This window comes from Microbacterium sp. dk485, assembly GCF_004570445.1.
GTDB classification, from domain to species: domain Bacteria; phylum Actinomycetota; class Actinomycetes; order Actinomycetales; family Microbacteriaceae; genus Microbacterium; species Microbacterium wangchenii.
The window spans coordinates 1,386,349-1,408,768 of record NZ_SPQW01000001.1 but is presented as its reverse complement, the minus strand read 5'-3'; the positions used below and the strand labels follow the sequence as shown (position 1 = coordinate 1,408,768).

Genomic DNA, 22,420 nt, shown 5'->3' with positions numbered 1-22,420 from the left:
CACGACGCACCGGTGCTCTCGACGCCCTCCCAGCCGACCGCTGGGCCGTCGTGACGTCGGTCTCGATTCCCACTCAATGGAAAAACGCGACGGGGCGGAGTGCCTCTGTTCGTAGCCTGGATCCGCTTCCCCGACACAGACGGAGGGTCGACGATGACCACGGATCCCACGACAACCGCAACCGACACCAGGGCCGAGTCGCTCGCACAGGCGATCGAGCGGGCAGGCAGCCCCGCGGAACTGCTGCGGAACCAGAACTGGCCGGCATTCACGTTTCCGGTGGCGCCCGAGTTCACCAACTGGCGCGACGAACAGCGTGCCTGGAACACCACGGTGGCGCTCATGGACCAGTCCCACCACATGACGCAGCTGTTCCTCGACGGAGAGGACCTCATCGCCCTGCTCAGCTCCATCTCGCCCAACACCTTCGCCACCTTCCGTCCCGGCGTCGCCAAGCAGCTCATCTCGGTCAACCAGGACGGCTACCTCATCGGCGACGGCATCCTGTTCTACAACTCCGATGGCCCGGAGGGTCTCGTGTTGATCGGGCACCACATCCTCATCGACTGGGTGCGCTTCAACGTCGAGAAGGCGCAGAAGGGCGGCAAGGATGTGCGCTACCGGTTGGAGCCGAACTCTCAGATGCGGCAGGGGCCGCCCACGTTCTACCGCTACGAGCTGCAGGGCCCGCACGCCGACTCCGTCATGGAGAAGGTCTTCGGCGGACCGGTGCCCCACATCAAGTTCTTCCACATCGGCGACGTGACGATCGCGGGCCGGCCCGTGAAAGCCCTCCGCCACGGCATGGCCGGCCAACCAGGTTTCGAGTTCTACGGACCGTGGGAGGACGCCGATGCGGTGCGCGACGCACTCATGGCCGCTGGCGAGGAGTACGGTATCCGGCGAGTCGGGGCGAAGGCGTACTCCTCGTCGCCGCTCGAGTCGGGCTGGGTGCCGACACCGTTCCCGGCTGTGTTCGACGACGACTTCGCTGAGTACCGCGAGTGGCTTCCTGCTGCCCGCATCGGATCGGTCGGCGGCTCACTGCACTCGCCGGACATCCACGACTACTACATGACGCCTTTCGACATCGGCCTCGGTCGCTCAGTGCGCTTCGACCACGAGTTCCACGGTCGCGAGGCCCTCGAGAATCACGCGGAGAACGTCCGCCGGCGCAAGGTCACACTGATCTGGAATTCGGACGACGTGGCGGCGGTCGTCCGCTCGCAGCTGGAGCCGGGCACCCCTGCCAAGTACCTCGACTTCCCCAAGGCGCGATACGGGTTCTACCAAATGGATGAGATCCAGAGGAATGGCGAACGGGTCGGCATCTCCACCGATGCCGGGTATGTGTCGTACGACCAGCTGTACATGTCGCTGGCGACCCTCGACGCCGACGTGCGAGACGGCGATGAAGTCGAGGTGCTGTGGGGTGAGAGCCCCGTCTCGCGCAAGGACTCGGTCGACGCCGATCACCGACAGGTGCGCATCCGTGCCACGGTCGCCCCGGCGCCGTATCACGACTACGCCCGAACGGTGTATCGCCAGAACGCCTGACCTCATCGACGGCCGGCGCCACCCAGAGCGGGGGCTAGCATGGCGGCGTCGTTGAGGAGGACGCGGTGGCACGAGAATCAGCCGGCGAATCGGTGCTGCGCCGCCACATGCGCGTGCTGGAGAGTTTCGATGCGTGGCACCCCTTCCTGACGCTCAGCGAGATCGCCGAGGCCAGCGGTCTCGCCGTCTCCACGGCCCACCGCCTGGTCGCCGCGCTGGAGGGCGAGGGCCTGCTCGAGCGGCTTCCCGATCGCACCTACCGCCTCGGCGTGCGGCTGTGGGAGTTCGCCAGCCGCACCCCCGGCGCCGTCGGGCTCCGGGAGATCGCACGGCCCTGGCTGGGCGCCGTGCATGAGCGCGTCCGCGAGCACGCCCAGGTCGGTGTGCTGAGCGGACGGGACGTGCTCTACATCGACCGGGTCTCCACCCGCGACGCCGTCGTCAACGCGACCCTCGTCGGCGGACGGATCCCCCTCCACGCGTCGTCGAGCGGGCTGGTTCTCCTGGCCCACGCGGATGCGACGCTCGTCGACGATGTCATCGCTCACGGCCTCCGCACCTACACCGAACGCACGATCCGCTCCGGACCCGAGCTGCGCGCACACCTGCGAAAGGTGCGCGACGAGGGATTCGCCGTGACGGACGGGCACATCCATCCGGAGTCCCGAGGCATCGCAGTGGCCGTCACCGGCCCCGGCGGGAGCGTCTATGCCGCGATCGGCGTCGTCGTGCCGAACGACGGCGTCTCTCCCCATCCGTATGTCGAACTGCTGCGGCGTGCGGCCGTCGGCATCACCCACGACCTCGCGGTGGCGTATCGCCCGGACGTGGACGAGCGCACGCACGGCATCCGCTCACTCGTGCGCGGGTCACGCCGTTCGATCGAGTACCTCGAGAGTCTCGACGCCGACCCGCACGACGCCCCGCTGCCTGGGTGCTCCCGGCACGACGACCGGCCCGCGGATGCCGCGGTCGTGACCTCTCCGCGGGGTGCTGCATCTCCGGGGCCATGTCGGTGAGAAATGTCCCGGACGGCGTCTCAGCCGGCCGCAGCAGTCTGCGCCCGCTCGTTCAGCAGGGCGTGGAGGTCTCCTGAAGCGCCGAGGAGCACGACGCTACGGCGGCTGAGGACGGTCAGCCGCTCGTCGAGAAGTGCTTGCGCCTCCGCCGTCAGGCCGTGCTGGCGAAGCTGGTCGAGTACGCGCGCGATCGGTGGGATGCGGTGCCCGCCGCTTCGCAATGCTGCGACGATACGTGCTTCGGTGATTGCCCGGGCGTTGTATCGACGGGTTTGGGACCGGCTGACCCGGTCGGGGTTGACGAGTCCTTCGTGCTCCCAGTGGCGCAGTGCCGATGCGCGAACACCGAGTGCCTCTGCGAGCTCGCTGATCGTCATGGAGTCGTGGTCGTCGAAGACGTGGGTCGTGTCGGTGAGGACGGCTTGGAGACCGCGGCTTGCTTCGCGAATGTGGTCTCGGCTGCGGGCGAGCAAGGCGTGCAGGTCGTCGATCTTCTCGGCGGCGGCGTCGAGGGTGCCCTGCACGAGCGTGGGCATCATCTGTCGCGCCGGCACGGGGCCGATCGCGGTGGCCAGTGCGCGATAGGCGCGGAGCGCGAGGATGTGGCGTTCCTGGTAGCGCCGGTATCCGTTGGGGGTGCGCTCGGCGGCAGGGAGGACTCCGAGCCGTTCAAGGTCGCGTACTTGTTGCGTGGAGTAGCCCACGAGCCGAGCGGCCGCAGCCGTCGTCCATCCCGCCTCTTGAGACTTGGTCGCTGGCATCCGTGCTCCCATCTAGCCAAGGTCCACATAAGCACTTGAAGCTGACGATTGAGGGATGGAGATGAAAGAGATCGTCCATGCTGTCAGCGGCTTCGAGGGCGTGCTCGTGGTCATTCCGGAAGAGGGGAGCGGTTCGCCGGCGCTGGCGTGGGGTGATGCGTTCTTCTACTACGCCCCGGATGGTGTGATGCCGGAGCGGACTCAGCCGTACGGGACGATCGTGACGAAGAACTATCCCGACGACGAGGAATCGAGACTCGACGAGCCTGGTCGGTTCCGCGTGAACATCACGTCGGGCGCGACCGTGCACCGCAGATCGTGGACGAGGGTGCGAGCTCTGCGGATACCGACGTGTTCGTTTCGCACCCTCTGTACGGGACGGCCGGATGGGTGTCAGTGGTGAACCCTGCCGCCTCGACGTCGGAGCAGGCCATCTCACTGCTCCACGACGCGCATGAGGCAGCACGAGCTCGCGCTTCTCGTCGTTCCGGCACTGCGTGATGGGATCGCCGCAGGCCTTGAGCGAGAACGATCGGCGAGTCGTGGCATGGTGGGCGGCGGACTGCGCCGAACGAGTCCTCGCGATGTTCGAGTGGGAGTCACCTACCGACTCGCGGCCGCGTGATGCCATCGCTCGCACGCGGGCATTCGCGCGCGGCGAGCTCGATGCCGCGGGAGAGATCCGTCGCCGTTTCGTCGCGGGACGCGCTGCACACGACGTCACGAACCCGGCGGCCATCGCGGCCGCGCGAGCAGCGGCGCAAGCCGCCGGCGTGGCGCACATGGGTGCGCATGCCCTCGGGGCGGCCGCATACGCGGCCAAAGCTGCGGGCTTGTCGAGACCCAATCAGGTCGACGCCGTCCGCGACGAGATCCGCTGGCAGCTCGACCAGCTGAGCCCGGAAGCCACGACAGCGCTACGACGATTGCCGCTCCTCGGTGAAGACACGAGCGGTCCGCTCGGACCCGGTCTCCTCAGCCGAGGCGTCCTGGCAGCGAACATCCGCGCCATCCAAGCTCGTCTGACGTAGTCGCGTCCGAGCGCGACATTCGTATTGGGAGACAAGGGCAGGTCCAGCGGGAATTCAGATCCAGGTGCAGGAATCGCTCGTACTTGTCCCGAGCGTCGTGGCAAGGGGGACTCGGCGCGCATTGACCCCGACTGCGCGCCCGCGGCGAGGGGGGAACTGTGGACCCGCTCGCCCCTTGCGTGTGTTCCGAGAACACGGTGTCGACTACCTCTCAGCGGGAACCGTCCAGGGGCCCGCGACGAATCGTCTGAGAGGAAATGTCGATGAGAAGCGCCAGAGTCCTGGTCCTGATCGTGGTCGTGATGGGCTGGATGGTAGCGGCGGGGAGCCTGCTGACCGGCATCGTCGATCTGCCGTCCCTGCCCGGGTTCGTGCAGAACGTGCTCGGGCTGTGGCCGGATCCCGCTACTCCCGCGAGCTGGGCGGTCCGATTCGCGTCGATCGGCGTGGTGATCGTCGGCATCGTCGTGTTCCGGGCCCTGGGAAAGGCGCTTGCGCGTCGGGACAGCGCTCGCGACGCCGCCGCGCGGGGTCTCCCGGTCGCGAAGTAGACGACCATGCGGATCGGAAGGGTGGCGCCATGCGTCACTCATCCGACGACGCGGGTCGCTACATCTCCGGGGCCATGTCGGTGAAGCGCGAGTAGTGACCCTGGAAGGCGACGGTGATCGTGTCGGTCGGGCCGTTACGGTGCTTGGCCACGATCAGGTCGGCTTCACCCGCGCGGGGGCTGTCCTTCTCGTAGGCGGCCTCGCGGTGCAGCAGCACCACCATGTCGGCGTCCTGCTCGATCGAGCCGGATTCACGAAGGTCGGACAGCGCCGGCTTCTTGTCGGCACGCTGCTCGGGTCCACGGTTCAGCTGCGACAGGGCGATGACCGGGCACTGCAGCTCCTTGGCGAGGAGCTTCAGCGCACGGGAGAACTCGCTGACCTCCTGCTGACGCGACTCCACCCGCTTGCCGCTGGTCATGAGCTGGAGGTAGTCGATGACGACCATCTTCAGCCCCTCGCGCTGCTTGAGCCGCCGGCACTTCGCCCGGATCTCCACGAGGGTCATGTTGGGGCTGTCGTCGATGTACAGCGGCGCGTCGTTGATGCGGCCGCGGGTCGCGGCGATCGTCGTCCAGTCGCGGGAGTCCAGCGTTCCTTTGCGCATGCTCTGCAGCGGGATTGCGCCCTCCGCGCTCAGCAGACGCATGGCGATCTCGCTGCGCCCCATTTCGAGGGAGAAGAAGATCGTCGGCTGGTTGTGCTTGATGGCGGCCGCGCGGGCGAAGTCGAGCGCGAGGGTGGACTTACCCATGGCAGGGCGGGCGGCGATGATGATCATCTGGCCGCCGTGCAGGCCGTTGGTGAGCTGGTCCAGCCCGGCGAACCCCGTGGGGATGCCGGTCATCTGGCCGTCCCGGCCGCGCGCCGCCTCGATCTCGTTGACGGCGGCGTCGACGGCGGTCGTGAGCGGGACGTAGTCCTCGGCGGTCTCGGCACCGGAGACGTTGTAGATCTCGGCCTGGGCGTTGTTGACGAGGTCGAGCGCGTCGCCCTGCCCCGAGTACCCCATCTGCACGATGCGCGTACCGGCCTCCACGAGCCGGCGCAGGAGTGCCCGCTCCGCCACGATGGAGGCGTAGTAGCCGGCGTTGGCCGCGGTGGGGACGATGGATGTCAGGGTGTGCAGGTAGTCCGCGCCGCCGGCGCGCTGGAGTTCACCGGTCTTGATGAGCTCGTCGGTGACGGCCACGACGTCGGTGGGCTCACCGTGCGAGTAGAGGGAGAGGACCGCCTCGAAGATCAGCTCGTGCTTGGGGATGTAGAAGTCCGCACCGTGCAGCGTCTCGATGACGTCGGCGACCGCATCCTTCGACAGCAGCATGCCGCCCAGGGCGCTCTGCTCGGCGAGGAGATCGTGCGGGGGCGTGCGTTCGGCCTGGCGGGGTCCGCCGAGGCGCTCTTCCGAGATGTCGGCGATCGACACGCGCTCTCCATTCTCCGTCGGGCACGGGTGGGTCCATCAAGGCAGCACGAGACGCCGCTGGGAGCAATGGTCTCCGGGCACGCGCCATCCCGCATTCCTATCGGAACACGGACCCCCGACACGCCCTCGTCGACCTGCAGCGGCTCGTCCTTGATGGACTGCACCCACGCTATGGAGGGGTCTTCCGGCATGCAAACCGGCCTGTGGATAAGTCTGTGGAAGGACTGCGCGAAACGCCGCCGAGCCTGTGCACAACACCTGTGGACAACTCCGGAAAACTTTTGGATAGTGAAGACGGAATCGCCGAATGACCTGCGCTTTCCCTTTCCACAGGTGACCGCCGTCGATGTGCTTTAAGTGTGGGTTGAAGGTTCGTGGATACGGGTTCGGGGTTGTGTACAAATCCGGGGATAACGGCGTGCGCCGTAGTGATAACCGCGCACTCTGTCAAGTCGTCTTGAGTCCCAGGGGTGGTAGGCCCTACGGTCTGTCCCACGAGCACACCGGCTCCGACGCTCACGCGGAGGTGAAGACGTGGACATCGCGCAGTACCGCACTCGGCTCCGGCCGACTCGCCTGGTGCTGCTCGCGGTGCTCGCCGGGTTCGCCTGGTGCGTACTGAGCATGTTCGTCTCGGCGGGCTCGGCGTCCGCCCAGGAGGGGTCTTCCGATCGCGGCTCGGGCCTACTCGGTGCCGTGGGGGAGTCGCTGGACGGCGTCGGTGACACGCTGCAGCACACCAGCGGCGCGGTGGACGAGGTCGTGGCGGACGTGGCCAGTCAGGTGGCCCCGCTGCTTTCGCGCACGGTGCCGCCCGAGGCCGAGCCGGTGGTCACGCCGGTCACCGCCGTCGTGGACGCCGTGGTGCGCACCGGCGACGCCGTGGTCGGTGCGACCGACGAGACTGTATCGACGGTCGTGTCGGCGACCACCGGGGCCATCACGGATGCTGCGCACGCGGGTGCGGTCACCGCCATCGTGGCGCCCGTGGTCGACGCCGGCTCTCAGCTCCCGGTCGTGGCCGACGTCCTCGTGGGCACGGGCATCGACGATGCGCTCCGCGCGGTCGCCGACGGCGTTGACGATGCCGTCGCCGACGTCGTCGGCTCCGCGGCATCCGCTGGACCGCTGCTGCCGAGCCTCCCGCTCTCGGGCCTCACCGCGCTCACCGATGCCCTGCGCACCCCGGACGCCGGCACGACCCCGGGCGCCGGGACGGATCCCGCCCTCTCCGAAGCTTCCGTCCTTCCCGCCGCGACATCGATCGCCGCAGCATCCGTCCACCCGCCCGCCGTTGACGGCGCGACGCCCCGGCCCGCCGCGCGGGCGCCCTCCTTCGAGCAGGCCACCGTTGTCGTCGCCGCCGCCTCCGCCGCGCAGGCGCCCGCTGGCGGGCCGAGCTCACCCGCGCCGCCCGGCGGCGCGACGGATGGGCCTGTCGGGATGGTGGCGGCTGGCGGCCAGGGCGGCGGCGCACTGCTCGCGCTGAGCCATGAGGACGCTCAGCACGCACGCGCAGCGTCGTCGTTGCACCACCTCGCCGACGACGCCCTCCCCGGCGCACCGGTATTCGACACCGACATCTCCCCCGACTGAGTGAGTGCTCCGCCGCGCCTGGGCGCGGCAGACGATCCCGCGCGTTCGCGCGCACCCATCTCACTCACTCACGAAGGGGTTACATCATGCGCAGGTTCATCAAGAGAGCGCTTCTCGGAGCGCTCGTGGGGGGCGGGCTCGCCGTCCTCGGAGCAGGGGTCGCATCCGCGGCCGAAACGTCCGGCGACGACGGTCTGCTGTCAGGCACTCAGGGTCTCATCTCGGTCGAGCTCCCGGTCACCGTGGGCGGAAACGCCATCTCGGTCCTCGGCGACTCCTCCTCCCGCGACGCCGTCAGCACGACGCCGGCACCGGATCCCGCAGCGACGGCGGAAACGGACGGATCAGGGGGCACCGTCTCCGGAACTCAGGCGGTGCTCGCGGTGACCGTTCCGATCACCCTTGCGGGCAACGGTGTCTCCGTCATCGGCGACAGCGCGTCCGCCGATGCCGCCACGGCGCCTCCCGCACCCACCGTCGCGGTGACGCCGCCGACGGAGACCTCGGGAGAGGCGAGCATCCTGGGCGGCACGCAGGCGCTCGTGGATGCGGCCGTGCCCGTGACCGTCGGCGGAAACGCCATCTCGGTCCTCGGTGACAGCCGGTCCTCGGATGCCGCCACCGCGGCTCCGGCAGGGGCAGCGGCCCCACCGGCCACCGGCAGCGGATCCGCTGCCACATCCGGCGACGAGGCGATCCTCGGCGGAACCCAAGTGCAGGCGCCGGTGACGGCGCCGGTCTCGGTCGGAGGAAACGCCATCTCGGTCCTCGGCGACAGCACGACCGCCGGTGCCACGACGGTGGCCTCACCCGGTAGCGGCACCGCCGGCGACGCCGTCACGGGCGGCGACGACAGCGTCGCGGGGGGGACCCAGGTTCTCGCTCCGATCGCCGCTCCGGTGACCGCGGGCGGCAACGCCGTCTCGGTGATCGGCGACGCGGAGACCGACACCGCGACCACGGTCGCAGTGCCGGGCGCGGGAACCACGGAGCCTTCCGCGGGCGGCACGGAGCCTTCGACGGACGGCGAGGGCAGCACCGCGGGCGGCACGCAGGTCGTGACACCGGTCGCGATTCCCGTCACGGTGGGCGGCAACGCGGTGTGCGGGGTGGGCGACTGCTCGACGGCGGATTCCACCACGGTCGTACCGCCGGCCATCGTCGACCCGGCGGATCCGGGCGCGCCGCTGACCCCGGCGGATCCGGCTGACCCCGCGACTCCGGCCGACCCGACCATGCCGGGTGCACCGCCGGCCGCGGCGGGCCCCGCCATCGCGGACGACGGCGTGATCGGTGCGCCGGTCGCCCTGGCCGCCTCCACCACCCCGCCGGCCACCCTGGCCGACACCGGAGGCACGGGCATGACCGCGACGCTGCTGATGGCGACGCTCCTCCTCGTCAGCGGCGCGGTGTTGTTCGCACTCCGGCGCGCCACGGCGTGAGACGGTGCGCCGACTCCGGCGCATCCCCCTCGCCGAAAGTGCACGAACCCGGCGAGAGTGCACCAGAATCGGTGCACTCTCGCGGGCCTGATGCACTTTCGTGACGGGGGCACGTGAAACGACGGATGCCGCGGACCACAACGGGTCCGCGGCATCCGGGTGCGACCGACGGGCGGACGCTGCACGCGTTACTTCGCGGCGACCACCTGGAGGGTGATCACAGCGGTGACGTCGTCACGCAGGCGGATCGTCGCCTCGTGCTCACCGACCGCCTTGATGGGCGAGGTGATGTGGATCTTGCGCTTGTCCAGGTCTCCGAAGCCGGCGGCCTTGACCGCGTCGGCGACGTCGCCGGTCTTGACGGATCCGAACAGGCGCCCTTCGGCACCCGCCTTCACCGACAGCTTGACCTTGTTGGACTCGAGCGTGTTCTTGAGCGACACGGCCTCTTCGTGGTCGTGGATCGCGCGGGATTCGCGGGCGGCGCGGATGGACGCCACCTGCTTCTCCCCGCCACGGGTCCACGCCACCGCGAAGCCCTGGGGGATGAGGTAGTTGCGGGCGTACCCGTTCTTGACCTCGATCACGTCACCGGCGCTTCCGAGCCCGGCGACCTCATTCGTGAGAATCAGCTTTGCCATGCGGGTGCCCCTTAACGGCCGGCGCCGGCGTAGGGCAGGAGCGCCATTTCGCGCGCGTTCTTGATCGCACGGGCGATCAGACGCTGCTCCTGCACCGAGACACCGGTGATACGACGGGCGCGGATCTTCCCGCGCTCCGAGATGAACTTGCGGAGGGTCGGGACGTCCTTGTAATCAATGACGCCGACGCGGGTGGGCTTCGCCGGAGCGGTGGGCTTGCCACCCTTCCGCGGCTTGCGGCGGTCGCCGCTTGACTTTCCAGCCATCTTTCCTTCTTTCGTATGAAGCGCGGATGCTGCGGCTCAGGGCTCGCGGCATCCAGCGTGAATCAGAACGGGGTGTCGTCCCCGTAGTTGCCGGGCGCGGACCACGCGTCTGCACCGCCGCTGGCACCGCCGCCGGCGGAACCGGGCGTGGACCACGGCTCATCCGCGGCGACCTGCTGCTGACGCGGCTGGCCACCGCCGCCGCCACCACCGGAGCTGGCCGCGCGCGTCACCTGAGCGGTGGCGTAACGCAGCGAGGGGCCGATCTCGTCGACCTCCAGCTCGATGGAGGTGCGGTTCTGGCCTTCGCGGTCCTGGTAGGAACGCTGCTTCAGGCGACCGGTCGCGATGACCCGCGCGCCCTTGGTGAGCGAACCGGCCACGTGCTCCGCGAAGTCACGCCACACGGATGCGCGCAGGAACAGCGCCTCGCCGTCCTTCCACTCGTTCGCCTGACGGTCGAACGTGCGGGGGGTGGATGCGATGGTGAAGTTCGCCACCGGCAGCCCGTTCTGCGTGTAGCGCAGCTCGGGGTCGGCCGTGAGGTTGCCCACGACGGTGATGACGGTTTCGCCGGCCATCAGGCGTCCTTCTGGGCCGTCCGGGTCTCGGCGGCCGCCGCCTTGCGGGCAGCCTTGGCCTCCTTGCGCTGCGCCTCGGAGGCGACGAGCGCGATGGCCTCTTCGGCACGGAGGACCTTGGTGCGCATGATCTGCTCGTTCAGCTTGAGCTGACGGTCGAGTTCCTGCGTGGCCTCGCTGCTCGCGGTGAAGTTCACGACGGCGTAGATGCCTTCGGTCTTCTTCTTGATCTCGTACGCGAGACGGCGGCGGCCCCAGATGTCGACGTTGTCGATGGTGCCTCCGTCGGTCGTGATGACCTTGAGGAAACCGTCGAGCTTCGGAGCGACCTGGCGCTCGTCGACCTCGGGGTCGAAGATGACCATGAGTTCGTACTGGTGCGTCACTAACCCACCTCCTTCGGACTAGAACGGCTGCCGGGCATTTCCCGTCAGCAGGAGGGTGTGTGCATGTCGTCCGGGGTGAGACGCGCACAGGCGTCGCCGGACAACCTTCACAGTGTATCGGATGGCACCGCCCCTCGCACATCGCGGCCCCGCCCCATCCGCGAGACACCACATCGCGTCCGAGACACCACGCGACGCGGTATGTCTCGGACGGAATGTGGTGTCTCACCCGGGGCTTGCTCGATAACGTAGGCGCATGCCGTGGACCGCCGACGTCGCCGCCCGTGTCGCCCCACTGCCGGGGCGCCGTCGGGGAAGCCGCGGATGACCGCGCCGGCGCCGGTCGCGTTCGACGCGCGGCCGCTGACCGATCCGGTCGACCGCGCCGCGGCGAAGGCGTTCGTCCGCGAGCTCCGCGCGCAGGGCAAGGCGCCCGGCTGGATGGCGGGATCCGGGGGCGCGGTGATCGCCGTGGCCGTCGTGCTCGGCATCATCGTTCTGGGCATGTCCGGCACGGTGTTCACGGCGCTGCTGGCCGTGCTCGCGAGCGGTGGAGGCTTCGTCTCGCTGTTCACCTTCGCCCCGTTCCTCATCATCGGGGGCGCCATCGCCGTGGTCATCGTGGCCCTTGTCCGCGGTGGCGGAGGAGGCGAGCGCTGGTACCGGCTGGACCGCTTCGCGCGCACGAACGGCATGAGCTTCCTCCCCACCGTCGCGAAGCCACCCCTGCCGGGGCTGATCTTCCAGCGCGGCAGCTCCCGGGCGTCCAGCGACATCGTCCGCGGGATGCAGCCGCGCTTCGTGGAGTTCGCGAACTATCGCTACACCACCGGGTCGGGCAAGAACCGCACCACCCACCGGTGGGGATACGTCGCGGTGAAACTCGATGTGCCGCTGCCGCACATCGTGCTGGACGCCGTCGGCAACAACGGCCTGTTCGGCGTCTCCAACCTTCCCGCGGCATTCGACCGCGACCAGCGCCTGAGCCTCGAGGGTGATTTCGACCGATTCTTCTCGCTCTACTGCCCGCCCGATTACGAACGCGACGCGCTGTACCTGTTCACGCCCGACATCATGGCGCGCTTCATCGACAACGCCGCCGCCCTGGACGTCGAGATCGTCGACGACTGGCTGTTCCTGTACGCCAAGCGCGACCTTTCGACGCTCGATCCGGCGACGTGGGCGTGGCTGTTCTCGGTGGTCGCCGCCCTGCTCGACAAGTTCGCGCAGTGGGCCCGCTGGCGCGACGACCGGCTGGCATCCGGCCCCTCTGTCGACACGGCGGCGGTGGCCGCGGGCGCCGCCCCCTCCTCCGCTCCGATGATCACGCCGCCCCCGGCGGGAGTCGCCCCCGGCGGCCAGCGCCTGAAGACCCGGACCTCGGTGGTCACGGTCGTCGTCGTGATCGTCATGGTGGTGGTGTGGTCGATGCCCACGATCCTCGGCCTCTTCCACTGACCGCCGCCCCCTCGTCCGGCAACGGCCGGGGCACCCTCAGGATGCGGGGGGAAGCAGACGCGCAGCGAGCGCCTCGACGACGGCGTCGGTGGGCGTGGCGGGATCGATCGGCGTGGTCAGCCGGTCCAGGAGGAGGCCGTCGATCGCATAGTGGAACAGCGCGATCTCCTCACGGCCGCCGGGCAGCCGCGCGCCGGTGTTGAATGCGACGTCGCCGTCGAATCCCGTCCGCAGCCACGTCCCGATCGCCTCGGCCACCTCCGGTCGCCGAGCAGATTCCAGCCGCAGCTCGAACAGCGCCAGCGTCACGTCGCGCTGGGTGCTGAGCCGCCGGACGATGTCGCGGAGGTACTCGGCGAACAGGTCCTTCGTCGGCGCCCGCTCCGACAACTCCGCGTGCACGAGCGGGTCGGGTGCGAGCCGCTCCCCGATGCGGGCGACGAGCGCATCCAGGAGCAGCGCACGGCTGCGGAAGTAGTTCGACGTCGTCCCGGCCGGCACGCCGGCTTCGGCATCCACGGCGCGATGCGTGAGTCCTCGCGCACCCTCCCGCGCGAGCACGGAGATGCCCGCGTCGGCGAGCGAGGCACGGCGGGACGGATTGCGGGCCATGCCCACACCCTAGCCAAATCACAACAGTTGTTGTAGTTTCGCTACCACTACTTCTGTCGTGGTAAAGGAGCAATCGTGCGTGAACTGACGTACTACGTCGCCGTGACACTGGACGGGCGCATCGCCGGCCCGGACGGCGAGTTCGACGCCATCCCCGTCACCGGCGACCACATCGACATGGTGTTCCGCGATTGGCGCGACACCGTGCCACGGGTGGGGCTGGAGGCCGTCGGACTCGAAGCCGACGGCCGGCGCTTCGACGCGGTCGTGATGGGTTGGGAGACCTACGCCGCGGGCCTGGCAGCGACGGATGATCCCTACCCGCACCTGGACCAGTACGTCTTCAGCCGCCGCCACCTGGATGCCGACGTGCCCGCGGGCATCACGCTGACCGACGAAGACCCGGTCGCGCTGGTGCGGCGCCTGAAGGCCGGCGAGGGCGTGGGGATCTGGCTGTGCGGAGGCGGTGTTCTCGCCGGTGCCCTCATCGAGGAGATCGACCGCCTCGTGCTGAAGGTGAATCCGCTCGTGTTCGGTGCGGGGCTTCCGCTGTTCTCGGGGGTCTATGACCCTCGGTCGTTCGTGCTGGAGCGCTCGACGCCGTACGCCTCCGGTGTGATCGTCAACGAGTACCGGCGCGCCTGACCCGGCGGATCAGCTGCGCGCGGCCCACCACTCCCGCAGCCGCCGTTCGGCCTCCTCCTCGCCGAGGGGGCCTTCGTCCAGGCGCAGCTCGAGCAGGAAGCGGTACGCCTCGCCGACCTCGCGCCCGGGGCGGATGCCGAGGATCTCCTGGATGCGGTTGCCGTCGAGGTCGGGACGCACCGAGTCCAGCTCCTCCTGCTCGCGCAGCGCGGCGATGCGGGACTCGATGTCGTCGTAGGCGCCGGCCAGCCGAGCGGCCTTGCGCTTGTTCCGGGTCGTGACGTCGGCGCGCGTGAGGATGTGCAGCCGCTCCAGCTGCTCACCGGCGTCGCGGACGTACCGGCGCACCGCCGAATCGGTCCACGCCCCCTCGGCATAGCCGAAGAACCGCAGGTGCAGCTCGATGAGGGTCGCGACCGAGCCGATCGTGTCGGAGTCGAACCGCAGCGCCTGCAGGCGCTTACGCGCCATCCGCGAGCCCTTGATGTCGTGGTGGTGGAAGGTCACGCCACCGCCGGGCTCGAGCCGTCGCGTGGCCGGCTTGCCGATGTCGTGCAGGAGGGCTGCCAGCCGCAGTGGCACGTCGGGGGCGGCCCCCGGGTGCCGCGCGTGCTCGAGCTCGATGGCCTGACGCAACACGGTCAGCGAGTGCTCGTAGACGTCCTTGTGGTGATGGTGTTCGTCCACCTCGAGGCGCAGGGCGGGCACCTCCGGCAGGAAGCGTTCCATGAGCCCGGTGTCCACGAGGATCCGGATGCCCCGCACGGGATCGTCGGTGGTGAGGGTGCGCACCAGTTCTGCCTGGATGCGCTCGGCGCTGACGATCGAGAGCGTGTCGCCGAGCTCCGCCATCGCGGTGAGGGTGGCCGGATCAACCTGGAAGCCGAGCTGTGACGCGAACCGCGCCGCCCGCAGCATCCGCAGCGGGTCGTCGCCGAAGCTCACGGCCGGATCGATGGGGGTGCGCAGGCGACCGGCGATGAGGTCCTCCACGCCACCGGTGGGGTCGACGAGCGTCTTGCCGGGCACGCGCAGGGCCATGGCGTTGACGGTGAAGTCGCGGCGCGAGAGGTCTTCCTCGAGCGTCTCGCCGAAGGCGACGGTGGGTTTGCGCGTGATCCCGTCGTAGCTGTCGGCGCGGTACGTCGTGATCTCCACCTGCTCGCCCGACACGCGCGCGCCGATCGTGCCGAAATCGCGCCCGACGTCCCACCGTGCGGAGGAGATCGGCGTGACGATGCGCAGGATCTCGTCGGGGCGGGCGTCGGTGGTGAAGTCGAGATCGTGGGTCTCGCGTCCGAGCAGCGCGTCGCGCACGGGCCCGCCCACGACGGCCAGTTCGTGCCCGGCGTCGGCGAAGGCGCGGCCCAGTCGGGCGACGACGGCGGAGTCGGCGAGCGCATCCAGGCGCGCGACACCCTCGGCCATGTTCAGCATGCGTCGAGCCTAACCGCGGCCCGGGGCCGGGTCAGTCGGCGAAGCGGAGGAAGCCCGTGAACGTCAGTTCGCGCACGCGGGGGAGGAGGTCTGCGCGCAGCGCCCCCGCATCCACCTCCAGCAGCTGGGCGATCGCGTCGACGAGGGCGCCCACGGCGAGGTCGCCGTCGCTCGCGCCCACCAGCGCGGCCAGCGCCGGATCCACCGACAGCGCCCGGCCGAATCCGCCGCCCTGGCGCAGCTCGATGACCGTGGGGGCCTCTTCGCCCGGGCGGTGGTGCCGCGCCTCGGTGACATCCGGCGCGACGACGAACCGGGATGCGGCCAGCGCGACGTCGTCCAGCCCGGCGAGCCGGTCGTGCGCGGCCAGCGCGGCGGCCAGGTGGGCGCCGGGCGCGGCCGCCACGGTGCCGGGCACGCGCTCGTACCGGGCGAGGCTGGGGCCGTCGTGGCGGGGCCGGCGCAGGAGCACGTATCCGAACCCGACGCCGGTGACCCCGCGTGCGGCGAAGTCGTCCAGCCACGCGTCGACGAGGTCGGCGAACTCGGGGGTCCCCGCCACCGTGCCGCCGTCGCGGACCCACAGCTCGGCGTACGCGAGCGGGTCCAGCCGCTCCCGCTCGATCACCCACGCATCCAGCGGCACCCCCGCGCCCTCGATCCAGCCCCGGACGCGCTCGAGCCCGTCCTGACCGTCGCTGGTCTCCCAGTTGCCGAGCATCTGGGCGACGCCGCCGGGGGCCAAGTGGGTGCCGGCGTCGCGGATCACGCCGGCCACGAGCGCGTCGCCGACGCGCCCGCCGTCGCGGTACTCGTAGGCGGGCACGCCGGACCGCCGCGGCGTGATGACGAACGGCGGGTTCGAGGCGATGCGGTCGAAACGCCCTCCGGCGACGGGGTCGAACAGGCTCCCCGCGCGCGTCTCGATGCCGTCCACGCCGTTGAGGAGGGCGTTCAGCCGCGTGAACGCCAGGGCGCGCTCGGACACGTCGGTGGCCACGACGCGCGAGACGCTCCGCCGCATCCGCAGGGCCTGGATGCCGCAGCCGGTGCCGAGGTCCAACCCCGTCTCCGCCGCATCCGGCACCTGCAGCCCGGCGAGGGTGAGGGATGCTCCGCCCACGCCGAGCACGTGGTCCTCCGGCAGCGCGCCGCCGCCGCGGGCCGCCTCGTCGAGGTCGCTCGCGATCCACCACTCGCCCTCTCCGGCGTCGTCGGCGAACGACTGCGGTCGGACCATGGCCGCGGCGCGCACCGTGTCGCCGGAGATCTCGGCTAGACCGAGGCGGGTCAGTCCCTCCGCTCCGGTGGCCGGGAGGGCGGCGTCCACCGCCGCCCGCGGCTGAGCGACTCCGAGGCCCAGGAGCCGCGCGAGCACCGCGAGCGCGTCGGTGCGGTCACCGAGCGCGCGCAGGGCGGGTCGGCGCAGGCCACGCGCGATCGCCTCGTCCGCCGGCGCGGTCCACGCCGAGCGCAGGCCGTCGGAGGTGTATCCGGCGGCACGCAGATCGGCGGCGAGGGCCGCGGCGAGAGCGGGTTCGGGGTGCGGCAGCATCCGTCCATTCAATCGTCCCGCGAGGCGCACGGGGGTCTCGGAGGCGCCGCCCGTAGAATCGCTGCGGTGCGGTCGCCCTCTTGCCCGCGCCGGAGCCACATGACCGACACCACATCCGCCCCGGCCCGCACGCCGCGTTCCCGCCCGTTGCGGCGCCTTCGCGCCGCCGGGCGCGCCGCGCTGGTGGTCGCCGCTCTGGTGGCGCCGATGCTGGCCGTTCCCGCGCACGCGACGCCGACACCGACTCCGTCGGGGCCCGAGCTGTCGGGCGAGGCCGACCTCACCCTGTCACCCGTGGGCAACGGCATCGTGCGCCCCGGGGACCAGCTGGCCGTGTCGGCGACCATCGCCAACGGCACCGAGGCGACCGTGCCGGCGACGACGGTGACCCTCGAGCTCGGCACCGAGCCGATCCCCGACCGGAGCGGTCTGGCGTCGTGGCTCGCCGACACGGAGCCGGCGGCGCTCCCGCCCGTTGCCGAGGCGCCCCTGGCGGCGGTGGTCTCGGGCGCCGACGCCACCTCGGCCATCGTCGTGCCACCGGAGGTGCCGGCCCTCGCCGAGCGCGGCGCGGGGGTGTATCCGCTGCGTGCCACCGCCGTCGTGGCGGGGCAGACGCTCGCCGCCACGAGCGTGTTCATCGTTCCCGACGACGCGGTGGCCGCGTCGGTGGGCGTCGTGGTGCCCATCACCGCCCCGCCCGGCAGCGCCGGACTGCTCGGCGTCGACGACCTCGCCGAGCTCACGGCGCCCGACGGTGAGCTCACGGCGCAACTGGATGCGGTGGAGGGGACCAGCGCGATCCTCGCCGTCGATCCCGCCCTGCCGGCCGCGATCCGGGCGCGCGGAACAGCAGCACCGGAGAGCGCCATCGAGTGGCTCGCGCGCCTGGAGGCGCTGCCGCTGACCCGTTTCGCACTGCAGTTCGGCGACGCCGATCTGGCCACGCAGGTGCACGCGAGCCTTCCCACGCCCCTTCAGCCGACCTCGCTGGTGTCGTACCTGTCCCCCGAGGTGCTGGCAGATCCGCCGACCCAGACACCCACCGCCACCCCCGACCCGACGGCGTCCCCCTCCCCGACAGCGTCCCCCTCCCCGACAGAGCCGGCGGACGACCCGGAGGGCACAGATCCGCTGCCCGATCTCGCACAGCTGACGGCCATCGGCAATCCGACGCAGGCGGGCGTCTTCTGGCCGGCGACCGGCTCCGCCGGCGGCGACGTGGTCGCAGCGCTCGGCGCGACCACGGTGGAGGGGGCTCCCCCCCTCACCCTCGTCCCTTCGGACACGACCTCCGCGGGCAGCGGGAACCACACCGTGCGCGCCCGCGCCACGGCCGCGGGTGCGCAGCTGCTCGTATACGACTCGGAGATCTCGGCGGCGCTGCACCACGCGGCCGGCGAGACCGACACGCCCCGCCGTGCCGCGTCGCTGACCGAGGCCACCGCGTACCTGGCGTTCGCGGCGCGCGAGAGCGGCGGGCAGCCGATCCTCGTCACCGTCGATCGCGGCACCGACCGTGAGCGCGTCGGGTTGCGCACCGCGCTGAACGCCGCGGCGCTCGCCCCCGGCGTGACCCCGGCGGAGATGCCGGTGCTCACCGCCGCCGAACCGGTCGACGTCGGCGTCGGCGATATCCCCGCCGACGCACCCCGCGTGGCCGAGCTCACGCAGCTGCTCGGCGACGAGGCCCAGATCGCGAGCTTCGCCACGATCCTGACGGACCCGGCGCTGCTCACCGGGCGCCAGCGCGCGGAGATCCTGCAGCTCCTGGCGGTGGCATGGCGGGCGGAGCCGGAGGCGGCCACCGCCGCGCTGACGGGACACCGCGAACAGACACGGGAAACCCTCGATGCCGTGGGCATCCTGCCCTCCAGCACGCTCAACCTCATCAGCTACGACGCGAACTTCGGCCCGTGGGTGCGCAACGACCTCCCCTACGAGGCGAACCTGGTCCTCATGGCTCAGCCCAACGACCCGCGCCTCGTCGTCACCGACCGCACCGAAGTCGTCGCCGCCGCCGCCCAGAACACGCGCGTGACCATCCCGGTGCAGGCCCGCATCGGCAACGGCAAGGTGACCCTGACGATGCAGCTGTACAGCCCGACGGGTGTGCCGATCGGCACGGTGCAGAGCGCCGAGGTCGAAGTGCGCGCCGAATGGGAGACCATCGGGCTCGTGATCCTCGTGAGCCTCATGGTGCTGTTCGTGGGACTGGGGATCTTCCGCACGGTGCGGCGCCGCCGCGCCCGCGCGCGCGAGCAGGCCGAAGCCTCGCTCGAACCGGAGGTCCGCACCGACGATCCCGGCCCGGAGGTCATCCCGTGAGCAGTCTCGGCCGCGCGAGCCTGCTCATCGGCGCCGGCACCGTCGTCTCCCGGCTCACCGGCTTCCTGCGAGCGATCGTCCTCGTCTCCGCGGTCGGCGCCACCACCGGCGCCGGCAACGCGTTCGCGACCGCCAACCAGCTGCCGAACAACATCTACGCGATCATCTCCACGGGCCTCCTCAGCGCCGTGGTCGTTCCCCAGATCGTCAAGGCCGCCGCGCACGACGACGGCGGCCGCGCGTTCGTGTCGAAGCTGTTCACCCTGGGCACCGTCGCACTCCTTGCCGTCACCGTCCTCGCCACCGCCGCCGCCCCTCTTCTCGTGCAGCTCTACGCCCCCGGATTCCCCCCGGAGCAGCAGGCGCTGGCGACCGCGTTCGCGTACTGGTGCCTGCCGCAGATCCTTTTCTACGGTCTGTACGCGCTCGTGGGCGAGGCACTCAACGCGCGCGGCGTCTACGGCCCGTTCACGTGGGCGCCCATCGTCAACAACATCGTCTCGATCGCCGGCTTCGGCGGGTTCATCCTGCTGTTCGGCTCCATCTCCGCCGTCGATTCCTGGACACCCGAGATGATCGCCGTGCTGGCCGGCACGGCGACGCTCGGAATCGTCATCCAGGCGGGCATCCTGTTCGCGTTCTGGCGCCGCACCGGGCTGCGCGTGCGCCCGGACTTCCGGTGGCGGGGCGTGGGGCTCGACCAGATCGGGCGGCTCGCCGGGTGGACGTTCCTCATGGTGCTCGTCGGCCAGCTCGCCGGTCTGGTGCAGTCGCGCGTGCTCTCCGACGCCGCCGAGGACTTCCCGGGCGTCATGGTGTCCCAGAACGCGTGGCTGCTGTTCATGCTCCCCTACTCGATCATCGTGCTCTCGATCGGCACTCCCTTCTTCACCCGTCTCAGTCAGCACGCCGCGGCCGGCCGCGACGACGACGTGCGCGCCGACATCGTCCGCAGCATCCGCATCCTTGGACTCTTCGTCGTGGCCGCCACCGCCGCCCTCGCCGTGGCAGCGGTGCCCGCCTCCCGGATCTTCACCGGCAGCACGGAGGAAGCCGTCGCCGCCGCCGGCGTCCTGCTGTGCTTCCTGGTGTGCCTCATCCCCCTCGCCGTGCTGTTCGTCGTGCAGCGCACGTTCTACGCCTACGACGACACCCGCACGCCCTTCTTCTTCACCCTCCTGCAGGCGGCCCTCGTCGCCGGGACGGCCCTGGGCGCACAGGCTGCCCTGAACGCCGGCGTTCTGGGCATCGAACACCTCGCCGCCGCGATCGCCCTGGGCCAGGCACTGTCCAGCACCGTGCAGGTCGTCGTGGCCACCGTGCTGCTGCGCCGGCGCCTCGGCGACATCGGCGTGCGGACGTGGCTCACCGCGTTGGGTCGCTTCGTCCTGGCCGCCCTGCCGGCCGCTGCGGCGGGATGGGGCGTCTTCCTCCTGCTCGGCGGCGTCGGGGGATGGACCACCGCCGACAAGTTCCTCGGCGCGCTGGGGGCGGGCATCATCGGCTCCGTCGTGCTCGTCGTGTACGTCGGCGTCCTCGCGCTCCTGCGGGCGCCGGAGCTGACCCCCGCGGCCGGGATGCTACGCCGTTTTCTGCCACGCGGATGACCCCCGAGCCCCGGAATACCCCGGGGCTACGATGGGTTGACACTCGAGGAAACACACGAAGGGGGCGACGCACGTGCGTCACGTCATCATCATCGGATCCGGCCCCGCAGGCTACACCGCGGCCATCTACGCCGCTCGGGCCAACCTCGAGCCGCTCGTGGTCGCCAGCTCCGTCGAGGCCGGTGGTGAACTCATGAACACCACCGACGTGGAGAACTTCCCCGGCTTCCCCGAGGGCATCCAGGGGCCCGACCTCATGACCCGCATGCAGGAGCAAGCCGAGCGCTTCGGCGCCGAGGTGGTCTACGACGACGTCGTCTCACTCGACCTCAAGGGCGACGTCAAGACCGTCACGCTGGGCAGCGGGGCGGTGCACACCGCCGCATCCGTCATCTACGCCACGGGCTCGGCGTATCGCAAGCTCGGCCTTGCGGGCGAGGAGCGCCTCTCCGGCAGAGGCGTGTCGTGGTGTGCGACGTGCGACGGCTTCTTCTTCCGTGACCGTACGATCGCCGTCGTCGGCGGCGGCGACTCCGCGATGGAGGAGGCGACCTTCCTGACGAAGTTCGCGTCGAAGGTCTACATCATCCACCGCAAGGACACCCTCCGCGCCTCGAAGATCATGCAGGAGCGCGCGATGAGCAACGACAAGATCGAGTTCATCTGGAACTCCGAGGTCGCCGACATCCTCGGTGAGGATGCGGTCAACGGCGTGGTGCTGCGCTCCACCGTCGACGGATCCACGCGCCAGCTGCCGCTGGACGGCCTGTTCGTCGCGATCGGAAACGACCCTCGCACGCACCTCGTGCACGGCATCCTCGAGCTGACCCCCGAGGGGACGATCTGGGTCGACGGCCGCTCCTCGCGCACCTCGGTACCCGGCGTCTTCGCCGCCGGAGATGTCATCGACCCCACTTACCGGCAGGCCATCACCGCCGCCGGCACCGGCACGGTGGCAGCCCTCGACGTCGAGCACTACCTCGCGGCGCGGGGCCAGGCGGGCCAGCCCGAGGTGACCGAAGACCAGATCGAAGGCCTCCCCGGCGCCGAAGCCGCCTGAGGAACAATCACGCGCGCCGGCGCGTTACCGCTAAGACAAGCTTCCCGAAAAGGAGATCAAGATGAGCGCTAAGGCAACGACCTCCGCGTCCTTCGAGCAGGACGTGCTGAACGCCGAAGGTCCCGTGCTGGTGGATTTCTGGGCCGAGTGGTGCGGTCCGTGCCGCATGGTGTCCCCCATCCTGGACGAGATCCAGGCCGAGAACCCCGAGAAGATCACCGTTCTCAAGCTCAACGTGGATGAGAACCCCGACCTGGCCATGAAGTACCAGATCACGTCGATCCCGGCGATGAAGGTCTTCCAGGGTGGCGAGGTCAAGACGACCATCATCGGCGCCAAGCCGAAGTTCGCCCTCGAGAAGGACCTCGCGCAGTACATCGGCTGAGCAGCATCCTTCGACGAACCCCCGGCGCCGCACGGCGACCGGGGGTTCTCCGTGTCGGGAGGCTCAGGATGCGTCG

The 22,420-nt window shown here is 70.4% G+C and carries 23 protein-coding genes; 14 read left to right on the top strand and 9 right to left on the bottom strand.

Annotated elements, in window-relative coordinates; all coding sequences use genetic code 11:
* The first annotated feature begins 153 nt into the window (after nt 1-153).
* The gene (locus tag E4V99_RS06585; RefSeq protein ID WP_135070553.1) at nt 154-1,557 is read left to right on the top strand and encodes an aminomethyltransferase family protein; all 1,404 of its coding nucleotides are present in this window, start codon (nt 154-156) and stop codon (nt 1,555-1,557) included.
* 65 nt (nt 1,558-1,622) lie between these two features.
* Nucleotides 1,623-2,576 (top strand): IclR family transcriptional regulator, encoded by a 954-nt coding sequence (locus E4V99_RS06580; RefSeq protein WP_135070556.1) that lies wholly within the window; start codon nt 1,623-1,625, stop codon nt 2,574-2,576.
* A 20-nt stretch (nt 2,577-2,596) separates the two neighbouring features.
* Here the strand turns inward: E4V99_RS06580 and E4V99_RS06575 are convergent, their stop codons facing one another.
* Entirely contained in the window at nt 2,597-3,337 is a 741-nt protein-coding gene (locus E4V99_RS06575) for a MerR family transcriptional regulator (protein WP_135070559.1), read from the bottom strand.
* Nucleotides 3,338-3,392: 55 nt separating this feature from the next.
* On the opposite strand from E4V99_RS06575, the gene E4V99_RS06570 reads away from it, so the two are divergent.
* From E4V99_RS06570 to E4V99_RS06560, 4 genes are all read left to right on the top strand, one after another.
* Complete coding sequence (locus tag E4V99_RS06570; protein WP_240742759.1) at nt 3,393-3,740, top strand: DUF6194 family protein; 348 nt, start codon at nt 3,393-3,395, stop codon at nt 3,738-3,740.
* A complete protein-coding gene (locus tag E4V99_RS18720; RefSeq protein ID WP_348630733.1) occupies nt 3,656-3,838 on the top strand; it encodes a DUF6194 family protein in 183 nt (60 codons plus the stop codon). Before E4V99_RS06570 ends, E4V99_RS18720 begins: the two co-directional genes overlap by 85 nt.
* Nucleotides 3,838-4,368 carry a putative immunity protein gene (locus tag E4V99_RS06565; protein WP_135070562.1) on the top strand — a complete coding sequence of 177 codons (531 nt, stop codon included), beginning with the start codon at nt 3,838-3,840 and terminating at the stop codon, nt 4,366-4,368. Before E4V99_RS18720 ends, E4V99_RS06565 begins: the two co-directional genes overlap by 1 nt.
* A gap of 263 nt (nt 4,369-4,631) precedes the next feature.
* A complete protein-coding gene (locus E4V99_RS06560; protein ID WP_135070565.1) occupies nt 4,632-4,919 on the top strand; it encodes a hypothetical protein in 288 nt (95 codons plus the stop codon).
* 58 nt (nt 4,920-4,977) lie between these two features.
* Here E4V99_RS06560 and dnaB read toward each other — a convergent pair whose 3' ends face one another.
* On the bottom strand, nt 4,978-6,345 hold the full coding sequence (gene dnaB / locus E4V99_RS06555) for a replicative DNA helicase (protein WP_135070569.1): 1,368 nt from the start codon (nt 6,343-6,345) through the stop codon (nt 4,978-4,980).
* A gap of 534 nt (nt 6,346-6,879) precedes the next feature.
* On the opposite strand from dnaB, the gene E4V99_RS06550 reads away from it, so the two are divergent.
* The gene (locus E4V99_RS06550; protein WP_135116731.1) at nt 6,880-7,941 is read left to right on the top strand and encodes a hypothetical protein; all 1,062 of its coding nucleotides are present in this window, start codon (nt 6,880-6,882) and stop codon (nt 7,939-7,941) included.
* Between the two features lie 86 nt (nt 7,942-8,027).
* Nucleotides 8,028-9,383, top strand: coding sequence for a chaplin family protein (locus E4V99_RS06545; RefSeq protein WP_135116730.1), 1,356 nt, complete (start codon nt 8,028-8,030; stop codon nt 9,381-9,383).
* Between the two features lie 188 nt (nt 9,384-9,571).
* Here the strand turns inward: E4V99_RS06545 and rplI are convergent, their stop codons facing one another.
* The 4 genes from rplI to rpsF all read right to left on the bottom strand — a co-directional run bounded on the left by rplI (nt 9,572) and on the right by rpsF (nt 11,257).
* Nucleotides 9,572-10,024 (bottom strand): 50S ribosomal protein L9, encoded by a 453-nt coding sequence (gene rplI / locus E4V99_RS06540; protein ID WP_135070578.1) that lies wholly within the window; start codon nt 10,022-10,024, stop codon nt 9,572-9,574.
* Between the two features lie 11 nt (nt 10,025-10,035).
* Nucleotides 10,036-10,290 (bottom strand): 30S ribosomal protein S18, encoded by a 255-nt coding sequence (gene rpsR / locus E4V99_RS06535; protein WP_135070581.1) that lies wholly within the window; start codon nt 10,288-10,290, stop codon nt 10,036-10,038.
* Nucleotides 10,291-10,352: 62 nt separating this feature from the next.
* Nucleotides 10,353-10,871, bottom strand: coding sequence for a single-stranded DNA-binding protein (locus tag E4V99_RS06530; protein ID WP_135070584.1), 519 nt, complete (start codon nt 10,869-10,871; stop codon nt 10,353-10,355).
* Entirely contained in the window at nt 10,871-11,257 is a 387-nt protein-coding gene (gene rpsF / locus E4V99_RS06525; protein WP_135070587.1) for a 30S ribosomal protein S6, read from the bottom strand. The genes E4V99_RS06530 and rpsF overlap by 1 nt, the downstream gene beginning before the upstream one ends.
* Nucleotides 11,258-11,581: 324 nt before the next feature.
* Between rpsF and E4V99_RS06520 the strand changes: the two genes are divergently transcribed.
* Nucleotides 11,582-12,715 (top strand): hypothetical protein, encoded by a 1,134-nt coding sequence (locus tag E4V99_RS06520; protein WP_135070590.1) that lies wholly within the window; start codon nt 11,582-11,584, stop codon nt 12,713-12,715.
* Between the two features lie 36 nt (nt 12,716-12,751).
* Here the strand turns inward: E4V99_RS06520 and E4V99_RS06515 are convergent, their stop codons facing one another.
* Complete coding sequence (locus tag E4V99_RS06515) at nt 12,752-13,327, bottom strand: TetR/AcrR family transcriptional regulator (RefSeq protein ID WP_135070593.1); 576 nt, start codon at nt 13,325-13,327, stop codon at nt 12,752-12,754.
* A gap of 75 nt (nt 13,328-13,402) precedes the next feature.
* Here E4V99_RS06515 and E4V99_RS06510 point away from each other — a divergent pair, with 75 nt between their 5' ends.
* On the top strand, nt 13,403-13,972 hold the full coding sequence (locus E4V99_RS06510; protein ID WP_135070596.1) for a dihydrofolate reductase family protein: 570 nt from the start codon (nt 13,403-13,405) through the stop codon (nt 13,970-13,972).
* A 9-nt stretch (nt 13,973-13,981) separates the two neighbouring features.
* On the opposite strand, the gene E4V99_RS06505 is transcribed toward E4V99_RS06510, so the two are convergent.
* Both E4V99_RS06505 and E4V99_RS06500 read right to left on the bottom strand, forming a co-directional pair.
* Nucleotides 13,982-15,409: a CCA tRNA nucleotidyltransferase gene (locus E4V99_RS06505; RefSeq protein ID WP_135070599.1), complete on the bottom strand. Its 1,428-nt coding sequence runs from the start codon at nt 15,407-15,409 to the stop codon at nt 13,982-13,984.
* 31 nt (nt 15,410-15,440) lie between these two features.
* Nucleotides 15,441-16,964 carry a class I SAM-dependent methyltransferase gene (locus E4V99_RS06500; RefSeq protein ID WP_135116729.1) on the bottom strand — a complete coding sequence of 508 codons (1,524 nt, stop codon included), beginning with the start codon at nt 16,962-16,964 and terminating at the stop codon, nt 15,441-15,443.
* Between the two features lie 99 nt (nt 16,965-17,063).
* Between E4V99_RS06500 and E4V99_RS06495 the strand changes: the two genes are divergently transcribed.
* The 4 genes from E4V99_RS06495 (at nt 17,064) to trxA (ending at nt 22,344) form a co-directional block, all read left to right on the top strand.
* On the top strand, nt 17,064-19,292 hold the full coding sequence (locus tag E4V99_RS06495; RefSeq protein ID WP_135116728.1) for a DUF6049 family protein: 2,229 nt from the start codon (nt 17,064-17,066) through the stop codon (nt 19,290-19,292).
* A complete protein-coding gene (murJ, locus tag E4V99_RS06490; RefSeq protein WP_135070608.1) occupies nt 19,289-20,899 on the top strand; it encodes a murein biosynthesis integral membrane protein MurJ in 1,611 nt (536 codons plus the stop codon). The genes E4V99_RS06495 and murJ overlap by 4 nt, the downstream gene beginning before the upstream one ends.
* A gap of 73 nt (nt 20,900-20,972) precedes the next feature.
* On the top strand, nt 20,973-21,959 hold the full coding sequence (gene trxB, locus E4V99_RS06485) for a thioredoxin-disulfide reductase (protein WP_135070611.1): 987 nt from the start codon (nt 20,973-20,975) through the stop codon (nt 21,957-21,959).
* A gap of 61 nt (nt 21,960-22,020) precedes the next feature.
* Nucleotides 22,021-22,344, top strand: coding sequence for a thioredoxin (gene trxA / locus E4V99_RS06480; RefSeq protein WP_135070614.1), 324 nt, complete (start codon nt 22,021-22,023; stop codon nt 22,342-22,344).
* The last annotated feature ends 76 nt before the right edge of the window (nt 22,345-22,420 follow it).

Excerpts from the sequence above, each read along its gene's own strand:
- rplI (WP_135070578.1), bottom strand. The coding sequence starts at position 10,024 with ATGGCAAAGCTGATTCTCACGAATGAGGTCGCCGGGCTCGGAAGCGCC.
- E4V99_RS06585 (WP_135070553.1), top strand. The coding sequence starts at position 154 with ATGACCACGGATCCCACGACAACCGCAACCGACACCAGGGCCGAGTCG.
- E4V99_RS06545 (WP_135116730.1), top strand. The coding sequence starts at position 8,028 with ATGCGCAGGTTCATCAAGAGAGCGCTTCTCGGAGCGCTCGTGGGGGGC.
- E4V99_RS06560 (WP_135070565.1), top strand. The coding sequence starts at position 4,632 with ATGAGAAGCGCCAGAGTCCTGGTCCTGATCGTGGTCGTGATGGGCTGG.
- E4V99_RS06565 (WP_135070562.1), top strand. The coding sequence starts at position 3,838 with ATGGGATCGCCGCAGGCCTTGAGCGAGAACGATCGGCGAGTCGTGGCA.
- trxA (WP_135070614.1), top strand. The coding sequence starts at position 22,021 with ATGAGCGCTAAGGCAACGACCTCCGCGTCCTTCGAGCAGGACGTGCTG.
- E4V99_RS06500 (WP_135116729.1), bottom strand. The coding sequence starts at position 16,964 with ATGCTGCCGCACCCCGAACCCGCTCTCGCCGCGGCCCTCGCCGCCGAT.
- rpsR (WP_135070581.1), bottom strand. The coding sequence starts at position 10,290 with ATGGCTGGAAAGTCAAGCGGCGACCGCCGCAAGCCGCGGAAGGGTGGC.
- E4V99_RS06495 (WP_135116728.1), top strand. The coding sequence starts at position 17,064 with ATGACCGACACCACATCCGCCCCGGCCCGCACGCCGCGTTCCCGCCCG.
- E4V99_RS06505 (WP_135070599.1), bottom strand. The coding sequence starts at position 15,409 with ATGCTGAACATGGCCGAGGGTGTCGCGCGCCTGGATGCGCTCGCCGAC.
- E4V99_RS06575 (WP_135070559.1), bottom strand. The coding sequence starts at position 3,337 with ATGCCAGCGACCAAGTCTCAAGAGGCGGGATGGACGACGGCTGCGGCC.
- E4V99_RS06515 (WP_135070593.1), bottom strand. The coding sequence starts at position 13,327 with ATGGCCCGCAATCCGTCCCGCCGTGCCTCGCTCGCCGACGCGGGCATC.
- E4V99_RS06570 (WP_240742759.1), top strand. The coding sequence starts at position 3,393 with ATGGAGATGAAAGAGATCGTCCATGCTGTCAGCGGCTTCGAGGGCGTG.
- E4V99_RS06530 (WP_135070584.1), bottom strand. The coding sequence starts at position 10,871 with ATGGCCGGCGAAACCGTCATCACCGTCGTGGGCAACCTCACGGCCGAC.
- E4V99_RS06520 (WP_135070590.1), top strand. The coding sequence starts at position 11,582 with ATGACCGCGCCGGCGCCGGTCGCGTTCGACGCGCGGCCGCTGACCGAT.